The organism is Synechococcus sp. WC101 (assembly GCF_047461555.1).
Lineage (GTDB): Bacteria > Cyanobacteriota > Cyanobacteriia > Thermostichales > Thermostichaceae > Thermostichus.
In genome coordinates this window covers 1-16,232 of the sequence record NZ_JANSHG010000042.1, presented here as the reverse complement: position 1 = coordinate 16,232, position 16,232 = coordinate 1, and the positions used below count along the sequence as shown (strand labels likewise).

14 protein-coding genes and 1 CRISPR repeat array are annotated in these 16,232 nt (G+C 56.5%); of the genes, 4 read left to right on the top strand and 10 right to left on the bottom strand.

The genetic code is table 11. From position 1 onward, the window contains the following. Positions 1-39: 39 nt before the first annotated feature. Positions 40-683: direct repeats of the CRISPR family, unit length 36 nt; unit sequence GTTTCCAATTTCTAGGGATCCCCCCGAAGGGGGAAC. Positions 684-934: 251 nt separating this feature from the next. From cas2 to csx2, 10 genes are all read right to left on the bottom strand, one after another. After that, on the bottom strand, positions 935-1,213 hold the full coding sequence (gene cas2 / locus NW809_RS04600; RefSeq protein WP_414401627.1) for a CRISPR-associated endonuclease Cas2: 279 nt from the start codon (positions 1,211-1,213) through the stop codon (positions 935-937). Further along, positions 1,213-2,202, bottom strand: a complete 990-nt coding sequence (gene cas1 / locus NW809_RS04595) for a CRISPR-associated endonuclease Cas1 (protein WP_099812782.1) — start codon at positions 2,200-2,202, stop codon at positions 1,213-1,215. Before cas1 ends, cas2 begins: the two co-directional genes overlap by 1 nt. Beyond that, positions 2,202-2,501: a CRISPR-associated protein Csx18 gene (gene csx18, locus NW809_RS04590; protein ID WP_099812781.1), complete on the bottom strand. Its 300-nt coding sequence runs from the start codon at positions 2,499-2,501 to the stop codon at positions 2,202-2,204. Before csx18 ends, cas1 begins: the two co-directional genes overlap by 1 nt. Before the next feature lie 32 nt (positions 2,502-2,533). Then, positions 2,534-4,504: an RAMP superfamily CRISPR-associated protein gene (locus NW809_RS04585; protein WP_414401626.1), complete on the bottom strand. Its 1,971-nt coding sequence runs from the start codon at positions 4,502-4,504 to the stop codon at positions 2,534-2,536. A 29-nt stretch (positions 4,505-4,533) separates the two neighbouring features. Next, on the bottom strand, positions 4,534-5,175 hold the full coding sequence (locus NW809_RS04580) for a Uma2 family endonuclease (RefSeq protein ID WP_099812779.1): 642 nt from the start codon (positions 5,173-5,175) through the stop codon (positions 4,534-4,536). Continuing rightward, positions 5,175-5,567, bottom strand: coding sequence for a hypothetical protein (locus NW809_RS04575; RefSeq protein WP_099812778.1), 393 nt, complete (start codon positions 5,565-5,567; stop codon positions 5,175-5,177). Before NW809_RS04575 ends, NW809_RS04580 begins: the two co-directional genes overlap by 1 nt. Positions 5,568-5,580: 13 nt before the next feature. Next, positions 5,581-6,351: a type III-B CRISPR module RAMP protein Cmr4 gene (gene cmr4 / locus NW809_RS04570; RefSeq protein ID WP_414401625.1), complete on the bottom strand. Its 771-nt coding sequence runs from the start codon at positions 6,349-6,351 to the stop codon at positions 5,581-5,583. A gap of 33 nt (positions 6,352-6,384) precedes the next feature. After that, a complete protein-coding gene (locus NW809_RS04565; RefSeq protein WP_414401624.1) occupies positions 6,385-7,512 on the bottom strand; it encodes a type III-B CRISPR module-associated protein Cmr3 in 1,128 nt (375 codons plus the stop codon). Further along, positions 7,509-10,502, bottom strand: coding sequence for a type III-B CRISPR-associated protein Cas10/Cmr2 (cas10, locus tag NW809_RS04560; protein WP_414401623.1), 2,994 nt, complete (start codon positions 10,500-10,502; stop codon positions 7,509-7,511). Before cas10 ends, NW809_RS04565 begins: the two co-directional genes overlap by 4 nt. Positions 10,503-10,748: 246 nt before the next feature. After that, on the bottom strand, positions 10,749-12,068 hold the full coding sequence (gene csx2 / locus NW809_RS04555; RefSeq protein WP_414401622.1) for a TIGR02221 family CRISPR-associated protein: 1,320 nt from the start codon (positions 12,066-12,068) through the stop codon (positions 10,749-10,751). 178 nt (positions 12,069-12,246) lie between these two features. Between csx2 and NW809_RS04550 the strand changes: the two genes are divergently transcribed. From NW809_RS04550 to NW809_RS04535, 4 genes are all read left to right on the top strand, one after another. Continuing rightward, positions 12,247-12,831 (top strand): Uma2 family endonuclease, encoded by a 585-nt coding sequence (locus tag NW809_RS04550; RefSeq protein WP_011431342.1) that lies wholly within the window; start codon positions 12,247-12,249, stop codon positions 12,829-12,831. A 27-nt stretch (positions 12,832-12,858) separates the two neighbouring features. Next, positions 12,859-13,467, top strand: coding sequence for a Uma2 family endonuclease (locus NW809_RS04545; RefSeq protein WP_414390289.1), 609 nt, complete (start codon positions 12,859-12,861; stop codon positions 13,465-13,467). Between the two features lie 76 nt (positions 13,468-13,543). Beyond that, positions 13,544-14,119, top strand: a complete 576-nt coding sequence (locus NW809_RS04540) for a hypothetical protein (RefSeq protein WP_414401621.1) — start codon at positions 13,544-13,546, stop codon at positions 14,117-14,119. Positions 14,120-14,229: 110 nt separating this feature from the next. After that, on the top strand, positions 14,230-16,232 hold a 2,003-nt coding region (locus tag NW809_RS04535; protein WP_414401620.1), incomplete at its 3' end, for a PAS domain S-box protein.

Here is a 16,232-nt window from a genome sequence, read left to right as displayed (position 1 = left end):
CTGGCTTCGCCAAGAGGAGGTTTACTGGGTCCCCGTCGAGTTTCCAATTTCTAGGGATCCCCCCGAAGGGGGAACTTCTATGACGGGTTTACCGAAGTTATAAGCGTAACGGTAGATGGTTTCCAATTTCTAGGGATCCCCCCGAAGGGGGAACAATTTATTCCGCAGGGAAATTCATTCCCTGCGGATGCGGGGATGTTTCCAATTTCTAGGGATCCCCCCGAAGGGGGAACCACTTACAGTGGCAAGCGATCAAAGGGCAGATCTTCAGGGAGTTTCCAATTTCTAGGGATCCCCCCGAAGGGGGAACCGCTGAATGTGGCGGTACTGGGATCCGTAAATATCCCGTTTCCAATTTCTAGGGATCCCCCCGAAGGGGGAACTTCCAACAGGAAGCCAACCTTGCGCCAACTGAATTTGTTGTTTCCAATTTCTAGGGATCCCCCCGAAGGGGGAACTCGAGACAGCAGCCCTGACTGTGCCCGCGGACGCGATACAAGTTTCCAATTTCTAGGGATCCCCCCGAAGGGGGAACGGCCCTGGATAAGCCGCTGCGAGTCGTGTTCTTCTAGTCGTTTCCAATTTCTAGGGATCCCCCCGAAGGGGGAACGTGGGCGGAGTGGAATGATCTAAAAGGAGGGCGTCTGGTTTCCAATTTCTAGGGATCCCCCCGAAGGGGGAACTCTACCCCTATTAAACCCAAGCAGGGCAAGGAATGCAAGACCCATTTGCGAGGGGGTCGGTCGAAGAGGGCAAAAAAGAGCTTGGGAGAGGGGGGTGAGAGGCCTGAAAGCCTTGTGGCGCAAGGCATCGAGCGGGTCAACGAAAGAATCGGCCTTTGCGGGTTTTGGCGAGGCGCTCGCAAAAGCGTTGATACCGTTTTTGTGTGCTTTTGAGAACATCAAGTACTGAAGTGGGTGGAGAGTTGCTTGAGCTAGACAACGATCGAGTGGGGGGGTGCAGTTAAGGGGGGCCCACCCCAGATTTCCACTTGGTCAAGGGCGTGGCTGGTGAGGGGATAGAAGCGGACGCTGTCCTCATCGGGCTTGACCCTTTTCCGGAGCCGTAGCTTGAGCTCCTCGAACTTGTCCTTGTCGAGGACACACTCGAACACGCTGTATTGCACGCGCTTGCCGTAGCCTTCTAGCAGGTCGGCAATTTTCTTGCGGCACTTATCACAAGGGGTGTCGTAGGTAACGACATAAAGAAACATCAGCGAATCCGGTAAGGCTGATACAGGTCTTGAGGATTATAGACAGAATGCTTAAATTTCTTAACCTGCTGCGTCAGCAAATCCCAGCGGGGTTGATCCCCATCGGGGGTTTGGATGGATCCCTCCATTCTCTGGAGAAAAGCTTTGAGATACTTCTTTCTGCCAGCATCGCTGAGAAAACAGCCCCCATCTCGATACTCGAAGTCTTCTTGGATATCCATAACACCGCTGTTGACCAGCCACAGTACCAGTGAGTCCACAATAGGCGCTCGGAACTCTTCCAGCAAATCGGAAACCAAAGCAGCGTGGCGTTCGCTGCTGGCATGTAGGCAACCTTGATAGGGATCCAAATCTTGCAGCTCAATTAAGGTTAATAGGTGGTTCCAGAGCACCATGTAGCCAAAGCTGAGCATGGCATTCACTGGATTGGTGGGCGGCTGTCGGGTGCGCTTGATCAAAACAAATCCTTTTTGTTGTAAGCAATTGCCCAATTCGGGAAAATACAAAGCTGCGCCGATCCCTTCAATGCCTCGCAATTGATCCAGCGAAGTAGCCTGCAGAGCTTGAGCGGCCAAGTGTTCCAGGCTGCGCAGGGTTAGATCCCTGGTTTCGCTGGGGCGCTGCCTAAGTTGTCGCATCAACAGCACGCGGCCATTGAGGAGCTTAGCTCGCACTATTTGGGCTGCTGTTTGCAGTCTCCATGCTTCAGGGAGCGCCTGTTGCCAATGGGCCAGGCGGCGGTAGCCCCTTTCAATGGGAATGAGGCGACCGTAGCAATAGCCGAGCCGGGAGAGGTAGGCAATGGGGATATTGCGCTTCAAGCACTCCCTCACAACATCGGTAGTCACCTGAGAGCGGCCAAAGATTAAAATTTGCTCCAGCAAGGGCAGAGGCATCTCTTGCAAGAGCGACTCGCCCAAATGAACCAGCACAAACTCTTGCCTGAGGCTTAGCCTGCACCCTTGCTGGGAAACATACAAGGTTCGCATTATTGATCATCTCGACGCAGACTCTCTGAGCCTCGCCTTGGCTCTATGGAAGTGCTGGTCTTGGATTGGCGCTCTTCTGGCAAAACCTCCACGTCAATTTCAGGGCTTGACAAAAGATCCATGACCATCTCTGTTAAGCTTCCAGAAAAGAAGCTGGCAATGGCAACCAAAATAGTGTTGGTAATCACGGCTGCCAGGCCCAAGGGAGCAATGAGCAAAATGGCCAGTGTAATCGAGCCATTGATTACGGCTGTAACAAGGTTTCTGAGAACTTTGGCATTGATCTTCTTTTTGGGCATTTTGTTTCTCCAAAAATTCTTCGAGATTTCTTCTATCTCAAGGGCCAGATTACTTGAAAATCATCAGCATCTTTCTTGAGCTCCTCAAGATACTTTTTCCTAGGATCTGCCGTTGCCCCAAAAACGGTAACCACTTGGTAATCACCCAAATCGGCAATCCAAACCGGAGAGGGCAGAGCACCTCCCTGTACACCCCCGCACAAGAATTTGTCGTACCGGCCTTCATCTTGTCGGCCTAAGCGATGCAAAGTTGCCAGGGCATAGGGTTTGTTGAAATCTTCCTCGCCGCTGCAGACTACGATCCTGCAGTTGGCATCCACCGCTTGCGGCCATTTATCCCTCTGAACCTGGCCAGCACTTCTTGGGCTATCGGGGTTAATGGCCTGCTTGGTTAGAGTCTTGAGAGCGTCAAAGAAGTTGCCCAGGCGCTTTTGGAAAAGCTTCTGAAACCCGGCCACCGACTCCGCCAGCTTCCAAAAGGCATCCTCCGACCTGGGAATTAGGGTAGAGCCGCGCCACCAGGGAGCCCGCTCCCGGTTCTGGCGGGAGTAGCAGGGTCTTCTAGCTCCTTGACCCACACCTCCCAGATGGAACATCATCCAGGTGAGGTTAGTAAAGAGCTTTTCCACCGCCTCTTGATCTTCCTGGGAAGCATAGTTTTGACACTCGCCAGAAAGACTTAAGATGAGGATCCCTTCTTGTCGGCCTGCGGGTCTATTTCTTTCTTCCCGATTGGGCTCTGGCTCCGGCTGAGAGACTTTGCCATTTAGGAGATCTACATGGATCCAGCCGTGTTTTTGCTTAGGGGTAATGGCGCCAAAAAGTTGCCCTTCCCACTCCTGCACCTGATCGACCGGCAAAACTCCCAGGGCAAAGGTGCGGAACCAATAGCGCAGCATATTCTTAAAGGCTACGGGCCGCACTTCGGCGATGGATCGGTTGTCGTAGCGATTCTTATCGGGCCTCCAGTTGACTACCTGCCGCCCGTGAATGAGTTGGCCTTTTAGCTCAAAGGGCAGGCGCAAGAATTCTCCTTGGCTCTTGTCCAGTGATTTCCCTAAGGGGATCAGCCGACCGTAGCCGGTATTCACCTGGGATCCCACCCCTTGCTCCAGCCCTTGGATCAGCCACTCTTTGACTTGATCCAGCATCTCATCGGTGCAGCCGGGGCCTTTGCGCAGGCCAATTAAAAAAGTGGCTTGCTTGAGAGAAAAGAACAAGTTAGGGTTAGGCGAGTAGTCAAGATTTTTTCCATTCCATTTCCAGATACTATTGGCAATATCTACAGCTAGACCCCCCGTTTTAGAATTATCGGGATCCTCTCGCCGTTGGGGCCGAGTGGGTACCGGGTAGGCATCCAAAAAGATAACCTTGCCGGCCCTGTCTTTTTCGTCAGCTTGTAGGTGCCCAAACCAAGGAGCTACGGCTTTGTCTGCTTGCTCCCAAGATAAATTGCGCTCCTGCATCAGCTCTCGAATGGCCTGGGAGCGGGCCACGCCGCACAGGGTGGAGCTGGGAATGTAAGGGATCCCTAAGGGATCGAAAGCGGGGAGCAACATGCTCTCTGGACCCTTGGCCCCACCGACTCGAATTCGCCAGGGACAAGTAACCTGAAAGGTGTCGCTGGCAATGCGTTGGGTGCGCTCATTCAAAACTTTCAGGCGGGCTCCAAGGTTGATCGTTGTTTCCACTTGGTGCGCCAGCTCCGCTTTGGTGCCGTCTTTAGAAGCATCAAGCGGCGCTCGCATCCAGCGCAGATATTCAATAAAGCCAGCGGTGGGATCCGGCCTGGGCGTGGGATCCAAGGGGTGACCCAGCCAAGGCGAGGGCGGAGGATTGTTGCCTCCTGCACCGCGCGGCTGGTTTCCCCCTCCATTGCCTCCTCTAGGAGAATTAGGGCCCCGATTTTCCTGAGGCGGCCGGCGGCTGGGATCCCCTGGCCTGGGGGGACGAGGAAGCGGCTGAGGAGCGTTGCCAGGACGAGTAGGGCGATTGCCAGTCATGGGATCTTCTCCAAAAGTGGGAAACAGCGTTAGGAATTGCCAAGGGTTTGCCGAAATTTGCGCAACATAGCGCTGGTGCCAATTTCTAGGGCGCGTCGAATGAGTTGAGGTACAAGATTGGGGATGTCGAAGTCTGGAAAAAGCCAGCTGCAGCTTGATTCTACGTAGTCTTCTCCCTGCAGAATAAAGATCCGCAAACTTCGCTCACCCAAGATCCAAACTTCCGGCACGCCGATGGCTCTATAGGCCTCGATAAAAGTTCGGGAAGTAACGTCGGACTCGATGGCCAGATCAGGTGGGGGCAACTGATCGACATCGATCCTGCCCTCGCAACCTCGCACCAACTCCAGGTGATTGACATAGAAGCAGGTGTCGGGCTCCACGCCAGCTCTGCCTGGCTTTTTGAGGGTTGTTGAGCCAAAGTCTTCCCAATCTCTCCCCTGAGCATCTAAGAGAGCCTTTACAATGTCACTGGCAATGCGATGAAGGCGCTCGTGTTTGGATAAAGGAGACATGATCTCAAAAGTGCCATCGTAGTAGGCAATGCGAGTGTGGCGATCTTCGCCCAGCTCCTCCAGAATGCTCTCGCAGTCTTGCCAGGTAAGAGAATGAATAACCACTCGGCTGCCTTCTTGCAGGGAAATCGCTTGCAGGGGGATCGCGACGCCCATTACTCTCCTCCTTTAATGTCGTGGTAGATGGCCATAGCCCAAAAGCCGAATTCCTGAGCCAAAGCCAGACCTAGCCCTGTTAAACCTAGATACTCTTCAACTCCCAATTGCATAAGACGATCCAGGCCGTTGGAGTTAGCAATTCCCTTTTGGCCAGAGATCTCTTCTAGGCAATCAAAAAACTCCTTGACTACTTGTTTTTTCCCTTCCTGGTTGAGGGCATCTTCTTCTGCCTTAAGGCGCAGCAGGCCCCAGGTGGAAAGGTAGGTGTAGAGCTCCACAGCCTGGTTTTTCTGCTCCTTAAGCTTTTCTTGGTCTCTGGTTTGAGCCCTTAACTGGCGAAGGGATTCGTAAACGGGCTTGGCCAACGTGCGAGGATCAAAAGTTTCCATAAAGCCTCCTCAACTAGTTCCAAGACAACTCGACAAAGCCCCGGCCTAGGCTCTCTTGGCCGCCAATTTGTAGAAGTTGGTTCTTCTGGAGAAGCTTCTGAAATTGCTCCACTGCTTCTTGGGAACTGCCGTTGGCTTGGGCTGTTACCCCCCAGGTAAAGTACATCAGGCTATCGGGGGGGATGGCCTCTTCGTAGCGAAAGCCGCCTTCTACAACTTTGTGCTCGCTGAGCTTAACTTTTACCTGCCGCCACAGGCTCATTTGAATAAGGGTGGCACAGTGCTGATCCGGCAAGACAAGGACGCGGCTGATGCTGGAAGATTTGACAAAGCTTTGCCAGTTTTCCCACTTTTTCAGGCCATTTTTTAGGATGGCATCCTTAAGGTAGATGGGTCGGTTTGTCTCCAAGTTGGTGCTATAGGGATCCGGCGCATCCAACTTTTGACCACTTAGCTGCAGCCAGCGCTTGAGCAAGAGGGGGCAGCTAATCCAGACTACCCCGTGGCTGAGGGAAGCCACCGGCACCCACAAGAGGGATCCATCCCCAATCCAAATGGAGCCTTGGGTAAGCTGATCCCCTTCCCCAATTTCGTTGCCAAAGAGCTCGAACTTTAACTCTTTCTCGGCCACGCTGGCCCGCAATTTGCCGCGGATGGTGCTGGAAGGAATGTAGGGCAAGTTGGTGTGGGCTTCGCGGGCAATGCCCAAGAAGTTGCCTTCTTGGGTGGTGCCGCCGGTGTGCAGGGGGGTTAACAGGGTGAGATAAACCAGGTGAAAGCTCATAGAAAAACACTCCTTATCCGTCAAAACAGGACTTCAAAAGTTGACCCAAGGCAGCCAGAGCAACTCGCTGTAGCCCAACAGCCGCCAGCGGTGGAAGACGTTGAGCCGGCCATTTTCCAGCTCCGGCTCGTCCTGGGCAAGGGGAGCCGGCTGCTCCAGGTAGTAGACGCTGCCGGGCGGGGCGGCAAAGACTTGCGGAGCCGGTAGGCTGGTCTTGCGCGGCTCTGTTAGGGAGTCCACCCGCAGGCGACCGCTGATGGGAACTGGCTTGCCGGTGGCCACGCTCACCAGAGGACCGGTGAGGGAGTGGGCAGGATGGGGGGTGACCAAGCGCCATTCCCAAGGCCAGGCGCGGCAGAGGGAGCGCCCATCCACCTTTTTGATGAACACCCCAGGCGTGACGAGGTAGGCCAGGGATCGCTGGCCTTGCCGGAAGGTCTGCCGGGAGAGCTCCTGCAGCGCTTGCCATTGCTCGCCCAGCTTTGGACAGGGGCTTAAGAGGGCGCCGTGGCCTTCTCCTCCCAGCCGCACCACCACTTCTTGCTTCAGAGGCAAGGGATCCCAAGTTTCGCGATCGGGATCCCAGCACTCGATGGAAAGGGCCAGGCTCCAGCCGGGCTGCAGGCGGATGCAGGTCTCCACAAAGTAGCCCTCGGCCTCCCGCACCTGGCGTTTGCCTGCCTGCAGGGTGTTGTGGGGCCGCACCTCCGCCACCCAGGGGGACTTTACTGCCTGCTCCAGATCCCAGCCCTTGCCCTGCAGTGCAGTTTGCACCGCCTGAAAGGGCAGGTAGCCAGCGGCCTTTTGCTTGGAGCTTGGCCGTTCCTCCTCCGGAGCTGCTGCCACCAAAGGGGCGGGCCGGGTGGGATCCCAACGGTAGCCGTCATAGGAATGGCCCTCTTCCAGCCAGGGGATGGGCACCAGCGGGGATCCCTGGTAGAGGTGCAGAGGGCCGGGGAAGTAAAGCTGCTCATCCCAGCAAAGGAAAGGGCCGCATAGGCGCAGGGTTGCCGGCTGGCCCAGGTGAGCCAGAATGGCGCCGGCCAAGGTGTGGCCGCTGGGGGGAAAGCCGCTATTGGCCCAGGCCCGCTCCCCCGGCGCAAAGGGCTTGGCATCGCGAAACATCCACACATCTAGAGGCGATAGCGTGAACCAACTCATCGACCGTTCCTCCCCAAAGTGACGGTGCGGTTGCGCAGCACAAAGGCCGCCAGCTTGAACCAGTTTTTGATGGCCAGATCCCAGGCCCCCGGCTGGGCGGGCAGGCTGTGCTGCCAAAAGTGCTGGATAAATGCGATTAGCTGGGTCTGGAAACGATCCGTCTGCTCGCTTTCGCCGTGGAAGAGATCCCGGCGGCTGCAGAACAGGCGGGCCCAAGCAGGCACCGCTTCCAGGCTGGGGGCTGGGTGCTGCTCCCAGAGCTGGGCGGCGTGTTCAAATAGGGAGCTTTGATCCTGCTTTTGGCCCAACAGCTTCCAGTCAAAATCCAGCAGGTCTTTCCACTTGTCGAAGGTGTCGAACTTGCAGGTGCTCACCAGTTGGTTGCCGTTGGCAAACAGTACCCGCACCTGGGCGCTGTCTTTGGAGCTGCCCTGGGCATAGGCCTGCTCTTTGGCGCCTTGTTCTGCCTCCCAGAGATTCTCCAGGGCAATGGCCAGGGGCACCGAGTGGTGGGCAATCACCACGCCAAAGCTAATACTGGCCAGAGATCCCAGAGTAAAAAGAGGGCGACGGCTGAGGCCAGCCGGCAACTGCGCCTTTTGCCACTGCCAGTAGTCCCCTTCGTTGGCGAACTCGCGCCAGTCGTCTTCGCCGCCGCGGAAACATTGGCGGATGTCCCAGAGCCAGCCATCCCACTCCCAGAGGTTGGTGTAGGCCAAAACGTCGTCTCCGCCGGCGTAGATAAGCCTGCCGGCATAGCGCTGCTCGGTGAGGTAGGGCACCAACTGGCCGGAAAAATCCAACAGAGCCCGGCTGAGGGCGCTGTGGGTGGCCGGGCCCATGCGCTTGCGGCTGGCTTTGACAAACTCGCCGAAGGCGTCCTTGACCTGGTCGAGCTCTCCGGAGTTGATGACCTGGCCAATGGCGTCCTCTTGTTTATCGGCTAGGCGCTGCAGCGGCTGGGGCAGGTAGTCGTAGTAGGGTCGCATCTTCTCGCCACTCAGCCACTTGCCCATGTCGTCCCCGTCGCCGGCGGCCACCACGTACCAACTGGCGGGGTTGATGCTGGGGTAGTAGCGGCTGAGGGTGGCCTCGATCTCCTGGCGGCAGCGCTTCTGGGTTGCCTCGTCTGCTTCCAGGTCCTCCACCAGCCAGCCGGCGTTGAGCAGGCGGGGGTGGTAGCGCAGGTTTTGCTGGTCGGCCCACGGGATCCCCCACTTGCCGCGCATTTCTCGGATGACCTCCCGAATGGCGGGGTGGATGGCCTCAACGGCGCGGCAGGCCTGCTCGAAGTGCTCCTGCTCCCGTCGCCCGTGGGTTTTCAGGTAGCCGGCCACGCCAGCGGTGAGATCTGGGTAGGAAGCGGCGATCTTGTCTTTATCAAGGTTGGGGAAGAGCTCCGGCAACACCTTGTCTAGGGCCCGCTTAACCGTTTCGGTGGCGTTGAGCTGCTCGCGGCCATCGAAAAGCCCCGCCTGCCGCTGCCAAAGCCGCCGGCTCTCCCCTTCGCCAATCCAGCGATTCCTGGGGGAAGGGTGAACCACCGGCCCTAGGCCAGAGACGGTGCTGCGCGGCCCAAAGGCCACCGGCAACTGCCAATCGCGGGCCTGTTTGCAAGCTGCCTGCAGCCGGCGCGTCGCCTCCACTGCCGCTGCCCACCAGGAGCCTACGTTTAGCCCTGGCTTGTGCTGGCGGTGCTGCTGCCTTTCGGGATCCCAGAAGCTGATCCGCAGGAACTTCAGCTCCGGGTCGGCAAAAAGCTGCCGCTTTCCTTTGAGATGGTAGGTGCGGTTTTGGGCGCTGACCCAGGGATCCCGCTCGATGGACTCCTGGGACTTGAGGATGGCGGTGTCTTTAAGCCTTTGGTGGGGGGATCCCAGGGGCGCCGCCGCCCAGTAGATCTGCCACTGGTGCTCCAGCCATCCCTTCCAGGTGGGATCCTCCGGGCGCAACTGCACCAGCCAGCGGCGCTCCAGTTGCAGGTGCTCCAGCGCCTTTTGCGCTAGCTGCCGCCATTCGTCTTTGAGGGTCTGCTGGGCAAACTGCATGGCCGCCTGCACCCGATCTTGGGGCAATAGCAAAAGGAGCACGTTGGGGAAGCCGGCAGTGAGGAGGGCGTTGGCAGAAGGCTGAGGGATCCACTGGGCAAATTCGGGATATCGCTTCAAGAGCCAGGCGTCGATCAAGGGCTGGCCGTAGAGGCTGGGGTAGAGTAGACAGTCAGGGCCGTATTTCTCCGCCAGCTCCCAGCAAAGCCGTGCCGAGAGGTAGTGCAACAGCCAGGATCCAGCCCAGAAGTCCCGCATCTTGCGGCTGGCTTTGATCAGCTCCTGGATGGGGTTGAAGGTCAAGCTGGCCAAAAAGGGCCGCGTGAACTTGGGCTCGTCGTAGCCGGCCAAACAGCCCGCCAGAGCGGCCACGACGCTAGTGTGGCTCCACAGGGATCCATCGGGCAGCCGCGTTTCTGCCGGCAAAAGCAGGAGGCTTTCATCGCCAAACTCCTGCGCTAGCGCCTGGGGAAAACAGCGCCAGAACCACCAGAACACCTTCTGGATATCCTCCTGTTCTTGCCAAATCCAGTCGGGAACTACCCTTGCTTCCTGCGCCAGCAAGTACTCGGCGCGGGAGCGGGCCTGCTGCAGGGCCCGGTGCTCCTCTTCGGGCAGTTGCCAAAAGCGCTTGCGCCCGGAAAGCAGATGGCTCATCTCTAAGCCCGGCCCCAGGCTCTGGCCGCGATCCGCTAGCTGGTAGTCGATGGCAACGGGCAGGTGGCCAATGGCGGCCCGATCGCTGGCGGAGGCGACCAGATCCGCATCTCCCACCTGTGCCAGAGGGGATCCCTCTGCCTTGGGCGAGATCCACCCCTGCATCGCTGCTAGGTTTGGCCACAGCCCTTCCTTAGCGCGGCCAGAGGCGTCGTGGAGGGCTTTGAGGGCAGGATCATGCAGCAGGCCCCAGAGCTTTGCTTGCCAGTAGTAGTGATAAGACATGGTGTTTTCGCAGGAAAGATAGGAAAGTTAAGAACTGAACGTGCAAGAAACAAAGTAGACAAAACCCCAGCAGCCACCCGATAGCCGGCTGCAGAAGCTACAAAACAAAGTCCACCGATCCCGACCGGCTCTCAGGTTTTTTTCAGTATTTCTCCAGGTCAATAGGACTTGTTCAAGCTCAGCCCCTGCCAACCGCTGGACCGAAATTGAAAACCCAGAACCTGAGGGTGGGCCGACGTTGGTAGCCTACCGAGAATTGGAAGGATCCCCTTCCAATTCCCCCTCTGTTCGAGTCAATTCAGGAAACAGCGCTTCCAGTTTCGGCAGCAGATCCTGCAGCACAAAGCTCTCCAGAACTTCGCTGCGTAGAGATTTGGGTTTCATCTGCACATGGGCCACGTCGTTGCGGTATTCGCTCAGCCGAGACCAGAGCTTGGCTAGCTGCTGCACATCTGGGACATGGGCGGCAATGGGAGGCAGGGACTGAAGCTGCTCTTGGTGTTGGATAAGGGATCCAGTCGCAGGGAGATCTCCCAAGAGCTGCTCTTCCCGCGGGATGAGGGATCCCAACTGGTGTTCAATTCCCTGCCGCGCTTCTCGTTCGAGGTAGTTTTGGATCCCCTCACAGAGGCAAAGGGCAGAAACCACCCACTCGCGAGCCAAGAGAAGGGCTTGGGTGGTGAAGCGCTTTTCCACATACCAGCGCAGCAGTTGAAAGTGCTTTTGAACTTGAGCGCGGGGATCCTCCTTCTGGTCTGCCGGCAGCGCCAGTTGGCTGTAGCTATTTTGAATGCTTTGCAGCAGCAGGCCGAAGGGCTTGGCAAATTGGCCCACCTCTTCTGCCAACTCCTGGGTAGAGTGTCTTTGTAACTTGCGCAAGTCCTCCTGCAGGCTGACCGGCCTCACCAGCTCCAGAGAACGGGAGATGTCGCGGATGGCTTGTCCAAAGCTCTGCAGCCGGGTGGGCCGGGGATCCCCTTTGCCGGGCTTTTGCTGCCGGTAAAAGTCCCGTTGAACCCTGTCCAAAAGCTGCCCCAGTTCCACCGCCGAGCCGGTGCTGATGAACTTGTCACTAGCCGTCAGCCAGTCCAAAAGCCGAATGGCCGGCGTGAGATCGATGATGGGGGTTTCTGCCTGACCAGGGCGGTAGAGGCCGTAGTAGAGCCCCTGGATCTCGACGTTTTTAGCCTTGCGCAAAAGGGCGGCTCCCAAGAGCACCAGCAGCGGGATGGAGCGAAAGGCGTGGGTGATATCAAAAAGCAGCCGGCTGTTGGGCTCGATGCCATCGACCAGCACGTCGAAAATCTCCCAGGTCTCCGCTTCCGTTTTGCCCTCAGGAATGGCTTTGGCCACCTCCTCCACCTGGGGTGGCAAGGACTCCTGCAAGCGGCCCCAGTGCTTGGCGCGGGCCTCCTCCGTCAGCAGGAGGATGATTCTATCAATTTCAAAGAGCTGGCAGAGGGCCTTGGCGACGTAGCAGGTTTTGTCTGCCCTTTGCTCCCCAAAGAAATACGTCGTCTCGGTGTAGTCGCCAGTGCCCAGGGTGGTCAAAAGGGTTTTAGCCATAGGGATCCTCCAGGTGGGTCTGCAACGCATCAAAGCACAACCGCTGGCAAGCTACCGCAACCTGGAAGCCCCCCCTTCCCAAAAACAAGAGGCCTTTTCCCGCGCAGTGAAGGCGAAAAACCCAAAGTTAGCCTAGAACTAGAAAGCAGTTGGCCTCTAGAACGAGAGGGATCCTGGCATGCTATCGACCGAAGAGCTGTCGATTGCTCATCCAAAACTTACTCCCGAACAGTTTCTCGCCTTGCCAGAGGAAGATACTACCTATGAGCTGGTCAATGGACAAGCTGTTCCCAAAGATTTGCCGATGTCTCCTCAGAGATTTCATGCCTCTTTGCAGAAGCGGCTGCTTTTCATTCTGGATGCCTGGTGTCAAGGCAAGGGGGATGTGTACACAGAGCTGGCAGTTGTTTTGCAAAGGCAGGATCAAGATTGGCTTCCTGTTCCCGATTTGCTCTATGTTTCCTTTGAACGCTGGCCAGCGCAGCTTGAGGAAGACGGCCCTTGTCCCGTCGCTCCCGAACTGGTAGTGGAGATTCTTTCTCCCGGCCAGAGTTTTGGGGCTGTACTTCAAAAAGCAGCGGACTATCTGGAAGCTGGGATCCCTCGCGTTTGGGTTGTGGATCCCCAAGCCAAGAGCATCACCGTTTTCTACCCCGATGCCCCGCCGCGGACTTTTACGGGATCCCAAGCCATCCAAGATGAGTTTCTGCCCGGCTTGAAGGTTGTCCCCCAGGATGTGTTTGCCCAGGCTCGGATCCCTTAGTTGTTTTAGCTATCTGAGAGGGCTACCATGATTGAAGCTCTGGAAAGGCTAGCAAAGGAACCTGCCGAAAGCTCTGCAACAGCTTCTCGGAAGATTTGGACTGATGAAGAGTTTATGGCTCTGCCCGATGATGGCAATTGCTATGAAGTTGTCGATGGGAAGCTGATTGCTTTGGGTTCCGCAAGTGCAAGGCATGGATACTATGTAAGTTTGATTCACATCCTCCTAGGTGCCTATGTTCGCAGCCAAAAGATTGGCTTTACTTTTGACTCCGATACTTCGTTTAAGATGAAATCTGGCAATCGCCGCTCCCCAGATTGTTCTTTCTTCTCCAAGGAGCGGCTGCGATCTCTCGGCGGGATCCCCAAGGGCTATATCGAGGGATCCCCAGATTTGGTTGTAGAAGTTCTCTCTGAAGTCAACACAGTGGGAGAGATCCACAATAAAATCGTCGAGTACTTTGAAAATGGATCCCGCCTTGTTTGGCTTATTCATCCCGAAGAAAAGTATGTTTTGGTTTACCGTCAGCCTGAGCCCGCAGCATTGAAGCGGCCAGGAGATATCCTGGAAGGCGAAGAGGTGATCCCTGGGTTTGCCTTGGATTTGTCAGAGTTTTTTGCCGAACCTGAGTTTTAGCTGTTTGCCAAGCTCGCAAGTCTTCCAGGGTTCCGCGGCACCTGGTAAACTGGCGCCAAAAACGGGATCCAATTTCATGAGGCCGGTTTACCTGCAAGTTCTGGAGCGCAACCCCAGACGGCTGCGGATTGCCCTGCAAAGGTTTACCCCTGAGCAACTGGCCTGGCGAGTGGTTGTGGGCCTAGGGCTGTTGGCGCTGGGATCCCAACTATGGGCCCGTTCGCTGCTCTTGGGGTTGGTGCTTGTGGGGGTGGGCCTATGGACTGGCATTCCTTGGGGGTTGGGGCAAATCTTGAGCTTGGATCGCCAAAACCAACGGGTCACCTTAACCCGTCTGCGTGGCCCTTGGGGAATTTGGCGGCAGCAGGCGTTCTCCTATCCCTTGGCTCAATTGCAAGGGGTGCGGATACATCGGGTAGGCTGGGAGGTCTTAGACAACCAAGCCCAAGAGAGTTTCCAAGTCCAAAGTCAGGTGCGGCTCCAGTTTCGCGAAGACCCTTCCCAACCTGATCCAAAAGAGGAGGTCATCGCTTGCTTCAATAGCCAAGTAGGCGTAAAAGGGAGCGAGCCAGAGGCTTTCGTGCTCTCTCAGCGGCTGGTGGGCTGGATTCAGGCATATCTAGGAAATCCAAAAAAGAACCCCTTGTCCTAAAGCTCCCTTGTCAGGGGATACTGTCCTCCCCAGGGAGATAGCGGAAATGCTGGCACAATGCCTGAGTCTAGGTTAGAAATGCTACCGATTAATCGGCCAGCCTAACTTCTATGAGCGTCCCTAGGGATTTGGTTAACCTGATTACCTTACTCAGCCAGAACACTTTGCCCACTTGGCTTTGGAGGCGGCGGCTGCAGCAAGCTCAGCTGGGCTTTGCAGACATCGTCATGCTGGCGCGGGCGGATACAACGGTTGTGGAGTGCAACGAAACTTGTCGGAAGGTTTTAGGCGATTGGCGGGGCAGGCGCTGGATCGACGTGCTGCTGGCAGAAGAGCAGGAGCAGGCGCAGCAAAAGATAGCCCACCTTACTCCTCAGCAGCCCACCTTTACCCAGATTAGCAGAGTGGCGGATGCAGCGGGGCAGGTGCGGTGGTTTGAGTGGATCAACCAAGGCATTTTTGACCGGCGGGGCCGCTTGCAGTTCATTCGCGGCGTGGGCCGAGACATTACCGAGAAGAAACAGCTGGAAGAAAACCTGCGGCTGCGGGAGGCCCAACTGCGCACCTTGTTGGATGCCCTGCCATTGGCGGTGTGGGCCAGGGATCCCCAGGGAGTGCTAATTTTGCAAAATGCCACTGACCGCGCCTGGTTTGGCAATCTGCTGGGCACTTCTTTGGAGGAGGTGGCTCGAGAACACGGGGACTGGCAAGAGTATGTCGCCCGCGCCCTTCGAGGGGAAGTTGTCAAGTACGAGGGGAAAGAGCTCGTTCAGGGAGAAGAGCGCTATACCTATTCCGTAGTCGTGCCCCTGAGAGAGCAATCGGAAGGGCGGGGGGTTCTCGGCGTTAGCCTAGACATCACCGAGCTAAAGCGCCTGCAACAAGAGCTAGCAGAGCAGCAGGAGCGCTTTCGCGCCTTCATCAACAACAGCCATGACGTCTTGTGCCGGATCGATGCCCAAGGTTTGCTATACATCCTAAATCCCCCAGTTGTTGAGAAAATTTTGGGTCGTGTCCCCAATTCGGGAGAAGCCCTGCCTTTGGATTGGGTTCACCCTGAGGATCGGCAGGTCGTTGCTGATGCTCTTGAGCAACTCAAGGCTCGACCTGGCGAGACGCTCAGCTTTGTCTATCGGGCCCAGCACGCCGACGGCCATTGGGTGTGGCTGGAGAGCCGCTGCACCAACCTTTTGCAAGATCCTTTAGTGCAGGGGATTGTGTGCAGCAGCCGCGACATTACCCAACAAAAGCAGGTGGAACTAGCTTTGCGGGAAAGCGAAGCCCGCTTTCGGGAAATGGCCGAGGCTGTGCCGGTGAATTTCTTCGTATGTTCCGCAGATCTCAGCCAAGTTCTCTACGAAAGCCCCCGGTGTCAAAGCATCTGGGGATACACACCGGAGGAGTTTTATCAAAAACCGGATCTTTGGAAAGAAAGGCTTCACCCTGAAGATCTGCCCCGTGTTCTTCAATCTCTTCCTCAAGTTATTCGAGGGGAGCAGCCAATCACCTACCGCATCTTCCATCGAGATGGCAGCCTGCGCTGGTTACGCACTTCCTGTCAGCCTATTTTTAATGAGCGGCAAGAAATCATCCGCTTTGTAGGTGTTACGGAAGACATCACCGAGCAAAAAGAGGTAGAGCTGGCTTTACAAGCAAGTGAGGCTCGCCTTAGAGCTATTCTGGACGGGATCCCTTTTTCCATCTTCCTCAAAGACCTGGAGGGGCGCTATCTTCACGCCAACAGGTTTTATCTACAACAGAGAGGTTTTGAGCTAGGAGAACTTATTGGCAAGCTGGATGATGAGCTTTTCACTCCCGAAGAGGCCCGCGAGTTCCGAGAGCAGGATCAGAAAGCTCTCCAATCTCCGGATCCTGTCAGCTACGAGCGGATTTTTTCCCGCAATGGCAAGCAATTGAGCCAGTGGGTTACCAAATTTGCCCTGCGAGATTGCCAGGGGGATCCCTATGCCGTCTGTGGCGTTGTTGTGGACATAACTCCTCTTAAGCAGGCTCAGGATCTGTTGCTGCAAGAAGCAGAGCGGGAGCGACTACTAGGGGCTTTGCTGCGGCGGATCCGACAAGCTCTAGACCTGCCAGTTATTTTGCAAACAAC